The 12,063-nt window shown below is 60.1% G+C and carries 5 protein-coding genes; 3 read left to right on the top strand and 2 right to left on the bottom strand.

Going from position 1 to position 12,063, the window contains the following annotated elements; all coding sequences use genetic code 11:
- The first annotated feature begins 74 nt into the window (after positions 1-74).
- The 3 genes from istA to CE_RS02675 all read left to right on the top strand — a co-directional run bounded on the left by istA (position 75) and on the right by CE_RS02675 (position 3,880).
- Positions 75-1,724 carry an IS21 family transposase gene (istA, locus tag CE_RS02685; protein ID WP_011074949.1) on the top strand — a complete coding sequence of 550 codons (1,650 nt, stop codon included), beginning with the start codon at positions 75-77 and terminating at the stop codon, positions 1,722-1,724.
- Complete coding sequence (locus CE_RS02680) at positions 1,721-2,503, top strand: ATP-binding protein (RefSeq protein WP_011074950.1); 783 nt, start codon at positions 1,721-1,723, stop codon at positions 2,501-2,503. Before istA ends, CE_RS02680 begins: the two co-directional genes overlap by 4 nt.
- 120 nt (positions 2,504-2,623) lie before the next feature.
- Complete coding sequence (locus CE_RS02675; protein WP_011075016.1) at positions 2,624-3,880, top strand: IS256 family transposase; 1,257 nt, start codon at positions 2,624-2,626, stop codon at positions 3,878-3,880.
- A 438-nt stretch (positions 3,881-4,318) separates the two neighbouring features.
- On the opposite strand, the gene CE_RS02670 is transcribed toward CE_RS02675, so the two are convergent.
- Both CE_RS02670 and CE_RS02665 read right to left on the bottom strand, forming a co-directional pair.
- On the bottom strand, positions 4,319-8,320 hold the full coding sequence (locus tag CE_RS02670) for a DNA-directed RNA polymerase subunit beta' (protein ID WP_006770266.1): 4,002 nt from the start codon (positions 8,318-8,320) through the stop codon (positions 4,319-4,321).
- 80 nt (positions 8,321-8,400) lie between these two features.
- Complete coding sequence (locus CE_RS02665; RefSeq protein WP_035110049.1) at positions 8,401-11,898, bottom strand: DNA-directed RNA polymerase subunit beta; 3,498 nt, start codon at positions 11,896-11,898, stop codon at positions 8,401-8,403.
- Between the last annotated feature and the right edge of the window lie 165 nt (positions 11,899-12,063).

The raw sequence follows: 12,063 nt of genomic DNA, 5'->3' as shown, positions 1-12,063 counted from the left end.
GTAGAAATAAAGGTGGCGGCTACAGCACATCCGCTGATAGCCGTGACACGCCCCCTTACTTCCATGGAGGAACCATGGCTTCTACCCGGGACATCATCACCGCAGTCCTATTCGGTGATTCCTATACCACCATCAGCACCAGGCTGAAATGCTCGCGCAGAGACATCTCCGCAGCGCATAAGCTCATCGACGCCCATCAGATCACGCTGCACTCACTGAGCCAGATCACCGATGAGGAACTCGAGGAGTGGAAAAATCCCCTCCGTGGGCTGCCGCAAGAATCGAAGTACCTGGCACCAGACTTTGCCACCACCTTGCACCGGCTGAAAACCAATCCGCATCACACCCTCCTGCTGGACTGGCGCTACTACCTCGTCGAAGCAGGCAGTGCAGCTAAACAGCCCTATTCCTACTCGCATTACTGCCAGCGTTTCCATGCCTATGTCGACGCCCATGACCTCTACCGCACGCTGCATCACCAGCCAGGACGCACGATGCAGGTTGATTGGGCAGGCGATACCATCAAGATCACCGACCGGATCACCGGCCAGGCACGCAAGGTGCATTTCTTCACCGCGGTTTTGCCGTACTCATCGATGATGTATGTCCACCCCAGTTTCACCATGGATATCAAGGCCTGGCTGAATTGCCATATCGCTGCACTGCGCTACTTCGGCGGGGCCCCGTTTGTCCTGGTCCCTGACAATGACACCGCAGCGATCTACCGGCCGAAGAAAAACGACCCCGCCCGTGCCGTGAGTGCTGAGTATGAAGCATTGGCCAAGTTCTACAACACTGCCGTGATGCCGACTGATGTCCGAGCCCCGAAACAAAAGGCCGGGGTGGAACGATCCGTTCAAATCGCCTACAGCCGCATCCTGGGGGTGCTGGAAATGGAAGGCCCCTTCCACAGCATCGACCAGATTGAGGACATCGTTGCTGATCAGGTCCATGAGATCAACTACGACATCGTCCGGGTAGATGGGACACGCAGGAACGAGCAATTCCAGGCTGAAGAACGCCACCTGCTGATCCCACTGCCGGATCAGGACTACACCTCCTATGAGTGGAAGGAGCTAAAAGTCCAGCGCAACTACCATATTTCCTGCGATAAGCAGTACTACTCGGTGCCCTGGAAACTTGTGGGATCCACCGTCAAAGCCCGGTTATCCAACACCGACATCACGGTCTTTGCCGGAGATCAGGTTGTGGCTACGCACCGTCGACTCCATGGGCGCTTCGGGCAATATTCCACCCACGCCGATCATGTCCCACCAGCACACCTGGATACTGCAGAGTTGTGGAGTGACCAGTGGTTTATCAACCAGGCACGCCTGGTTGGTCCCGCGACCACCACGGTGATCGAGATGATGATCAATCGGCACGCCCATCATGCCCATGGCTGGTTGGACTGCCAAAACATCCTGAAAACGCTGGGCGGGAAAAGCCGCAGCGGGTTGGAACAGGCCTGCCAAGAGCTTCTTGATGCTGATCTGTACCCGACGTATTCGGTGATCAAAAAGCTGCAGTCATCGATTATCACCAACCGCGATACCCACAAACGCAGCGTTGCTGGATCTGCGCCGACGCCGGCTCCTGATCTGGTGAAACCACAACCAGTCCAGGATCTGGATACGGGTGTGTTTCTGCGCTCATCCAGCGCCTATGAGGTCGATGATATTCCGTCTTTGTCTTTTGATGATGAGCAGGAGGGCAACCAGTGACACTGTTTAATGATGATGATCACGCGTTGTTTCGCAGTCTGCGGGCCAGTAGCTTGGCTAGGGCCTTTGAAGAGATCGTCACCGCCAACATCGATGACGATAATCCTGATGTGCTAACCCCGGAGGAGGCGTTTCGGTTGGCTGGCCAGCAGGTGGCCAGGGATCGAGAGGCTAAACGTATTTCCGAGGCGATTAGGAAAGCGAGGTTTCCTATTATGGATGCCTCGATCGCGGAAATTCGCTATGAACAGGGTCGAAATCTTAATCCGATGACGATGAAGCGTCTGGGTAATCATGATTGGGGTGCAGATCCGACCAACTTGTTGATCTTGTCGCCGACGGGGTCCGGGAAGACGTATCTGACCTGTGCGGTGGGGATTTCTGCGTGCCATAACGGCTATTCGGTGGCGTATTGGCGCATGGATGATCTGGCTAGGCGTTTGGCGGTCACTCGGATCGACACGTTGGAACACGAGGACATGCTGGCAGGCTTGTTTGGTGTTGATGTGTTGATTCTGGATGATTTTCTCACCGTGGGTGTTGATGAACGCACTGCAAGTGACCTGTTTGCGATTCTAGCGAATCGGGAGAATATTCACGCAACGATCATCGGGTCGCAGTCGACTCCGGGGCATTGGTTGGATGTGTTACCGGATAAGAACTCCGGGGATTCCATTGTCAACCGTTTATCGAGATCGTCTCGCAAGATCACCTTAGGCACGGTGGATATGCGTGAGATCACCAGTCGGGAGCGGATCGCTGCCCACGATGGTCAGTAGCTAAAAGCACGGCCCTGTCCCTGATGCTGGCGGGTTTCCTGTTTTTGAGGGAGCCTGCCGGTACCACGGGATCAGAACGCAGTACCAGTGCTCCGGAATTGCAGTACCATTTCACCCCATTTGGCAGCTGGACCCTATTCTATCGACCCCACCACCTACCTCGACGAATTGCTCGCCCAAGCATCCCCCGATCTCATGCGAGAAATGCTTCAAGGCTTCATCAACCAGATCCTCTCCACCCAAGCCGACCAGGTGTGCGGCGCCGACTACGCCACCGTGTCTCAGGACCGGGTTAACACCCGCAACGGATACCGCCACCGCGACTTCGACACCCGGGTCGGCACGGTCGATGTCGCGGTCCCGAAACTACGCACCGGATCGTTCTTCCCCGACTGGTTGCTGGAACGGCGCACGAGGGCTGAACGAGCGCTGACCACCGTGATTGCCACGTGTTATTTGAAGGGTGTGTCCACCCGGCGGATGAACGACTTGGTCGCCACCTTAGGGATCAATAGTCTCTCGAAGTCCCAGGTATCGGAGATGGCGAAAGATCTTGATGTCATGGTCGAAGAATTCCGCACCCGCCCTCTTGATACCGGACCCTACCTCTATGTTTCGTGCGACGCACTAACCATGAAGGTTCGCGAAGGCGGGCGAGTGGTCAAGACTTCTGTCCTGTTGGCCACCGGTGTCAACGCCGAAGGGTATCGGGAGTTGTTGGGCATGCAGGTTGCAACGAGTGAGTCAGTGGCATCCTGGACGGGCTTCTTCCGCGACTTGAAAGCCCGAGGGCTCAATGAGGTCTACCTGGTCACCAGTGATGCCCACCTGGGAATTCAGCACGCGATTGGTGAGGTGTTGCCGAATGCCTCGTGGCAACGGTGTCGCACGCACTTTTCCAAGAACCTGTACGGGATGGTGTCGAAAACGCAGTGGCCAACATTGTCGGCGATGTTCCACACGATTTTCCAGCAGCCTGATGCGGCGTCTGTGTGGGCTCAGGCCAGGGATGTGGTGGAGTTCTGTCAGCAGAAGTTCCCGGATGTGGCTGATTACCTGGAAGAAGCCCTGGATGAGCTGCTGGCGTTCACGCAGTGCCCGAAGGCGGTGTGGACCAAGGTGTGGTCGAATAACCCGACCGAGAGGCTCAATCGTGAGATCCGCCGGCGCACTGATGTTGTTGGGATCTTCCCGAACCGTGATGCGGTGATCCGTCTGGTCGGGGCGGTGCTGGCGGAGCAGCATGATGATTGGATTCAGCAGAAGCGGTACATGTCGTTGACGAGCTTGGAGCAGACCAGGGCGATGATGACGGCGAATATCATCGATGCGGACGACGCTGCTGCGTCTGAGATCACCCGAAGGGACGTGGCATGAACCAGTGCCGGCATTTAGCTCGTGATGGTCCGTGAGGTCGTTACGCTGCTTGTTTTATCGAAAGGGCAGATACACCACTCCCGCGGACTTGACCTATATTTCCTACCGCTGCCCACCAAATAACCCACAACCACATCGCAAACGACGCAAACGTACCGACCCAGCCGGCAATCGAAATAACAGTGTCTTCAGAGTGGGTTCCCCACAGACCTAAAGCGAACAAAATGCCACCAACGATGACTCCAATAGATAGTTTCCACATAGCTTTAAAACTAAGTCTGATTTGGGTATTTTCCTAAGAATTTGGGGGGTTAAGGGTTTTATTCCCCACGTATGGGCGCAAAAGAAAGGAGGCCCCGTTCCTACTTTTTCAAGTAGGAACGGGGCCTCAACTTCTCAGCGACCAATTAGCTGTGCTGGATTTAAGGTTTCCTTGCTCTAGAAAGCCTCATCCAGTGGGACGGAGGCACCGGTGAACTCACCGAAACCATCGTCACCGTAGATCGACTCACCGTAGGTGGGAATCGAGTAGGCGGCGTTGCGGGCTGCCTCGGTCGGCTTGATGGAGATGTTGCGGTAACGGGAGATACCGGTACCGGCCGGGATCAGCTTACCGATGATCACGTTCTCCTTCAGACCGATCAGCTTGTCCGAGCGCTTGTTGATGGCGGCATCGGTCAGCACGCGGGTGGTCTCCTGGAAGGAGGCCGCGGACAGCCAGGACTCGGTTGCGAGCGAGGCCTTGGTGATACCCATGATCTCGGAACGCAGCTCGGCCGGCTGACCACCGTTGGCGATCGCCTCCGAGTTGGCCAGCTTCGCCTCGGACAGGTCCACGAGAGAACCGGGGAGGAACTCGGTGGAACCGGACTCGATGACGGTACCGCGACGCAGCATCTGACGGATGATGATCTCGATGTGCTTGTCGTGGATGGCCACACCCTGTGCACGGTAGACAGCCTGCACCTCATCGATGAGGTGCTGCTCCACACCACGGCGACCGAGAACCTCGAGGACGTCGTGCGGAGCGGCGGCACCGCGCAGCAGACGGGTACCCACGGTGACGTGGTCCCCCTCGGCCAGGGTGCGCTCGATGAACGCAGCCGGGTTGTGCTCCATCGGAACACGGATGGAGGCCAGGCCCTGTCGCTTCGACAGCTTGTCGTAGACAACGTTGTCGGAGCCATCATCCGGAACGAGGGTCAGGGTGTAGAAGTTACCCTCATCCTCGAGGTGGATGACACCGTCGGCAGAGGCGATCGGGGCGAGGTTCTTCGGAACACGCGCCTCGAACAGCTCCTGCACACGGGGCAGACCGCCGGTGATGTCACCACCGACACCACCCTGGTGGAAGGTACGCATGGTCAGCTGGGTACCGGGCTCACCGATGGACTGTGCGGCGACGATGCCGACAGCCTCTCCGATGTCGACCTGCTTGCCGGAGGCCATGGACTTGCCGTAGCACTTGGCGCAGACACCGGTCGGGGTCTGACAGGTCAGCACGGAGCGGACCTTGACCTGCTGGATACCGGCCTCGACGAGGAGGTCGATGTTCAGCTCGGTCAGATCGGAACCGGCGGCGAGGATGACCTCACCCTCGGCGTTGGTGGCATCCCCTGCCAGGACACGACCGGACACGGAGGTCTCGATCAGGTCATGGCGGGTGTAGCCCGACACAGCACCGGTGGCGTCGAGGACCTCGGCGGCGACGGGGACGCGGACACCCTGACGGGTACCACAATCCTCGACGCGGACGATGACGTCCTGGGCCACGTCGACGAGACGACGGGTCAGGTAACCGGAGTCGGCGGTACGCAGGGCGGTATCGGCCAGACCCTTACGGGAACCGTGCGAGTTGTTGAAGTACTCGAGAACGGTCAGGCCCTCACGGAAGGAGGTCTTGATCGGTCGGGTGATGTAGTCACCCTTCGAGTTCACCACCATGCCCTTCATGCCGGCCAGGGTCCAGATCTGACGCATGTTACCGGCGGCGCCGGACTTCACGATCATCGGGATCGGGTTGTCATCGGGGTAGATATCCTCGACGGCCTGACCGACCTCGTCGGTGGCGTCCTTCCACAGCTCGACCAGACGGTCGTAGCGCTCACGGCCGGTGAGCTTACCGCGGTTGTACTTGGTCTCGATCTGTCGCGCCGCAGCCTCGTAGCGGTCGAGGATCTCATCCTTGTTCGGGAGGACCAGAACGTCGGACATGGCGATGGTGACACCCGAGCGGGTGGACCAGTAGAAGCCGGCGTCCTTCATCTTGTCCATGGTCTGTGCCACGGTGATCATCGGGTACCGGGCGGCGAGGTCGTTGACCACGTCACCGAGCATGATCTTGTCGGCACCGCCACCCTTACGGACCATGATGCCCTCAAGGTACGGGTAGTTCCACGGCAGGATCTCGTTGAACATGACGCGACCCAGGGTGGTCTCGGCGAGCCAGGTGTCACCCTGATTCCAACCCTCCGGGAACAGCTCATTCTCAAGCTCCGCCGGTGGACGCAGGTGGTCCAGACGGATCCTGACCGGTGCCTGCAGGCCGAGCACACCACGGTCGTAGGCCATGATGGCCTCTGCATAGGAGGAGTACACACCCTTCTCGGGTCCGTTCTCATCGGCCGGCTGGTAGGCACCCTGACCGCCGAACTCCTCGGGGGACTTCTTCAGGGTCAGGTAGTACAGACCGGTCACCATGTCCAGACGCGGCATGGCCAGTGGCTTACCGGATGCCGGAGACAGGATGTTGTTGGAGGCCAGCATCAGGATGCGTGCCTCGGCCTGTGCCTCGGCGGACAGCGGCAGGTGGACTGCCATCTGGTCACCGTCGAAGTCGGCGTTGAACGCCTCACAGGCCAGTGGGTGCAGCTGGATGGCCTTACCCTCAACAAGAACCGGCTCGAAGGCCTGGATACCCAGGCGGTGCAGGGTGGGTGCACGGTTGAGCATCACCGGATGCTCGGAGATGGCCTCCTCGAGAACATCCCACACCTCCGGACGCTGACGCTCCACCATGCGCTTGGCGGACTTGATGTTCTGGGCGTACTCGTTTTCCACCAGACGCTTCATCACGAACGGCTTGAACAGTTCCAGAGCCATCAGCTTCGGCAGACCACACTCGTGCAGGCGCAGCTGGGGGCCGACAATGATCACGGAACGACCCGAGTAGTCAACACGCTTACCCAGGAGGTTCTGACGGAATCGACCCTGCTTGCCCTTGAGCAGGTCGGACAGGGACTTCAGCGGACGGTTACCCGGTCCGGTGACAGGACGGCCACGACGACCGTTGTCGAACAGGGCGTCGACGGATTCCTGCAGCATGCGCTTCTCGTTGTTCACGATGATCTCGGGGGCACCGAGTTCAATCATGCGCTTGAGGCGGTTGTTGCGGTTGATCACGCGACGGTACAGATCGTTCAGGTCGGAGGTGGCGAAACGGCCACCGTCGAGCTGGACCATCGGACGCAGCTCCGGCGGGATCACCGGGATGGCGTTGAGCACCATGCCGGCCGGATCATTACCGGAACGCTGGAAGGCTGCGACAACCTTGAGGCGCTTGAGGGCACGCATCTTCTTCTGGCCCTTGCCCTCGTTGATGATGGTGCGCAGTTCCTCAGCCTCGGCGTCGAGGTCGAAGCCGCGGATGAGGGTCTGGATGGACTCCGCACCCATGCCGCCGGTGAAGTAGTCCTCGTAGCGGTCGACAAGCTCGTCGTAGAGCTTCTCGTCGCGGATCATCTGCTTCGGGGCGAGCTTGATGAAGGTCTGCCAGATCTCCTCGAGACGGTCGATCTCACGCTCCGCGCGTTCGCGGATGTGCTGCATCTCCTTCTCGGCGGCGTTCTGCACCTTGCGGCGCGCGTCGGCCTTGGCTCCGGCGGCCTCGAGTTCGGCGAGGTCCTCCTCGAGCTTCTCGGCACGCTCGGCGATCTCGGACTCGGCATCCGCCTCGACGTCCTTCTTCTCCAGAAGCATCTCTGCCTCCAGGGTCGACTGGTCGCTGTGACGGGCCTCCTCATCCACACTGGTGATGATGTTGGCACCGAAGTAGATGATGAGGTCGAGATCCTTCGGAGCGAGGTCCAGAAGGTAGCCCAGACGTGAGGGAACACCCTTGAAGTACCAGATGTGGGTCACCGGTGCGGCGAGCTCAATGTGGCCCATGCGCTCACGGCGGACCTTGGACTTGGTCACCTCAACGCCGCAGCGCTCACAGATGATGCCCTTGTAACGGACGCGCTTGTACTTACCGCAGGCGCACTCCCAGTCACGGGTGGGGCCGAAAATGCGTTCGCAGAACAGACCGTCCTTCTCAGGCTTGAGGGTTCGGTAGTTGATGGTCTCCGGCTTCTTGACCTCACCCTTGGACCAGCGGCGGATGTCGTCGGCGGTGGCCAGGCCGATGCGGAGCTCATCGAAGACGTTTACGTCGAGCACGTAAAACTCCCTTTCCCCCCGGTACCTTCTTCATGGTTCCCAGGGGATGTTGGCTTGATTTCTAGCGGTTGGTTGATCTGCTATGCGGTATCGGCGTCGGAACGCTCGTCACGGGACAGGTTGATGCCCAGTGAGGCGCCTGCCTGATCGAAGTCGTCGTCGTCACCCGCGAGCTCCATCGGTGTGCCGTCGGCGGAGAGGACCTCCACGTTCAGGCAGAGCGACTGGAGCTCCTTGAGGAGAACCTTGAAGGACTCCGGGATACCCGGATCCGGGATGTTCTCGCCCTTGACAATTGCCTCGTAGACCTTGACACGGCCGACCACGTCATCGGACTTGATGGTGAGCAGTTCCTGCAGGGTGTAGGCGGCGCCGTATGCCTGCATCGCCCACACCTCCATCTCACCGAATCGCTGTCCACCGAACTGCGCCTTACCACCGAGCGGCTGCTGGGTGATCATGGAGTACGGACCGGTGGAACGGGCGTGGATCTTCTCATCCACCAGGTGGTGCAGCTTGAGCATGTACATGTAACCGATGGAGACCGGGTACGGGTACGGCTCGCCGGAACGACCGTCGATGAGGGTGGCCTTGCCGTCCGCGTTGACCATGACGTCACCGTCACGGTTCGGGCGCGAGTTGGCGAGCAGTCCTGCGAGTTCCTCGTTGGAGGCACCGTCGAACACCGGGGTGGCGGTCAGTGAGCCTGCGGGAACGTCGTAAAGCTCCTTGGGCAGGGTCTTGATCAGCTCGGCGTTCTTCGGGTCTTCGGGGTCCACGGACCAGCCGGCGGCAGCCAGCCAACCCAGGTGGGTCTCCAGGACCTGACCGATGTTCATACGACGTGGAACACCGTGGGTGTTCAGGATGATGTCGACCGGGGTACCGTCCGGCAGGAACGGCATGTCCTCCTGCGGCAGGATCTTGCCCACGACACCCTTGTTGCCGTGGCGGCCGGCGAGCTTGTCGCCGTCCTGGATCTTGCGCTTCTGGGCAACGTAGACACGGATCATCTCGTTGACGCCCGGGGCCAGGTCGTCATCGTCCTCGCGGGAGAACCGGCGGACACCGATGACCTTGCCGGTTTCACCGTGCGGCACCTTCATGGAGGTGTCGCGGACCTCGCGGGCCTTCTCACCGAAGATGGCGCGCAGCAGGCGCTCCTCCGGGGTCAGCTCGGTCTCGCCCTTCGGGGTGACCTTACCCACCAGGATGTCGCCGTCACGGACGTCCGCACCGATGCGGACGATGCCGCGCTCGTCGAGGTCCTTGAGGACCTCCTCGGAGACGTTCGGGATGTCACGGGTGATCTCCTCGGCACCGAGTTTGGTGTCGCGGGCATCGATCTCATGCTCCTCGATGTGGATCGAGGTCAGGATGTCCTGCTCGACGATGTTCTGATTGAGGATGATCGCATCCTCGTAGTTGTGACCCTCCCACGGCATGAAGGCCACGAGCAGGTTACGTCCCAGGGACATCTCACCGTTGAAGGTACCCGGGCCGTCGGCGATGACCTGACCGGCCTCAACGCGGTCGCCCTGGTTGACCAGTGGTTTCTGGTTGTAGCTGGTGCCCTGGTTGGTGCGCTGGAACTTGCGCAGCACGTAGGTGTCGCGCTTGCCCTCGTCGTCCATGATGGTGACGATGTCGGCGGTGACGTTCTCCACCACACCGGCCTTCGGGGTGATCACGAGGTCGCCGGCGTCGTAGGCTGCGCGCAGCTCCATGCCGGTGCCCACGAAGGGGGCCTCGGCGCGGACCAGCGGAACGGCCTGCTTCTGCATGTTCGCACCCATGAGGGCACGGTTGGCGTCATCGTGCTCGAGGAACGGAATCATCGCGGTACCCACGGAGACCATCTGACGTGGGGACACGTCCATGTAGTCCACATCGGTGCGGGAGACCATGGCGATGTCGCCGTCCTTCAGGCGGACGGTCACAGACTCGTCGGTGATCACACCGTCTTCGTCGTAATGGGTGTTCGCCTGGGCGACGACGAAGCGGTCTTCCTCGTCGGCGGTCAGGTAGTCGATCTGATCGGTGAGCTTACCGTCGATGACACGACGGTAGGGGGTCTCGATGAAACCGAAGGGGTTCACGCGGGCGTAGGACGCCAGGGAACCGATCAGGCCGATGTTCGGGCCTTCCGGGGTTTCAATCGGGCACATGCGGCCGTAGTGGGACGGGTGAACGTCTCGCACCTCGATGCCGGCGCGCTCACGGGACAGACCACCCGGGCCGAGAGCCGACAGACGACGCTTGTGGGTCAGACCCGACAGCGAGTTGTTCTGGTCCATGAACTGCGACAGCTGCGAGGTTCCGAAGAACTCACGGATGGCAGCGGAGACCGGGCGCACGTTGATCAGGGAGGTCGGAGTGATGGACTCCGCATCCTGGGTGGTCATGCGCTCGCGGACGACGCGCTCCATGCGGGACAGGCCGACGCGGACCTGGTTCTGGATCAGTTCACCGACGGTACGCAGACGACGGTTACCGAAGTGGTCGATGTCGTCGGTCTCCACCGGGATCTCCTCACCGGTGGGTGAGGTCATGACGCGCTCACCTGCATGCAGGCGGACGAGGTACTCGATGGCGGTGGCGATGTCCTCTTCAGTCAGGGTCATCAGGCCATCGTTGTCGCCACCGAGACCCAGCTTGCGGTTGATCTTGTAACGACCGACCTTGGCCAGGTCGTAGCGCTTGGCCTTGAAGAAGCTGTTGTCCAGGAGGGACTGCGCAAGGTCGCGGGTGGGCTGCTCGCCCGGACGCTGCTTGCGGTAGATCTCCAGGAGGGCCTCGTCGGTGTTCGCGACACCGTCGGACTCCAGGGTGGACATCATGATCTCGGAGAAGCCGAAGCGCTCGGTGATCTGCTCGGTGGTCCAGCCCAGTGCCTTCAGCAGCACGGTGACAGGCTGGCGGCGCTTGCGGTCGATGCGCACACCGACGGAGTCACGCTTGTCGACGTCGAACTCCAGCCACGCACCGCGGGAAGGGATCACCTTCACGGCGTGCAGCGGACGCTCGGTGGACTTGTCGATGGTCTGGTCGAAGTACACGCCCGGCGAGCGGACGAGCTGACTGACCACAACACGCTCGGTTCCGTTGATGATGAAGGTTCCCTTGTCGGTCATCATCGGGAAATCACCGATGAAGACAGTCTGGGACTTGATCTCACCGGTGGTGTTGTTGACGAACTCCGCGGTCACATACAGTGGGGCCGCGTAGTTGATGTCTTTTTCCTTGGCCTCGTCAATGGTGTTCTTGACGGGCTCGAAGCGTGGCTCCGAGAGGCTCAGGGACATGTTTCCAGAGTAATCCTGGATCGGGGAGAGCTCCTCGAGAATATTCTCGAGTCCGCTGGTGATGCGGGCTCCCTCGCCGAACTCCTCCTGCTGACGTGCGCGCCACTCAGGCGTGCCGATCAGCCAGGCGAAGGAATCGAGTTGAAGATCTAGTAGCCCGGGCACCTCGATGGGCGCGGACACCTTAGCGAAGGAGTAACGCTTGGGTGCACCGGGGATATCGACGACTGACTTGGTCTGGCGGGAGACTGCCAAGATGGGTCCTTCCAGCACCTCACGCGGGTGAATCACACCGGGCTGGTCAAGGCCCGTATGCTCATCACAACCGCTGGTATTTTTGAGCAATTGGTCTGCTGAGGAAACCGTGTCCCGCATGGCCTCAGATAACACTGAATGACCTTGTCAAATCGGTTTTTCCAACCATTTTGATCAAGGTCT

It is taken from the genome of Corynebacterium efficiens YS-314 (genome assembly GCF_000011305.1).
Classification (GTDB): Bacteria; Actinomycetota; Actinomycetes; order Mycobacteriales; family Mycobacteriaceae; genus Corynebacterium; species Corynebacterium efficiens.
Note: the sequence above shows the minus strand (reverse complement) of the source record. Positions and strands in the feature narration are given on the sequence as shown.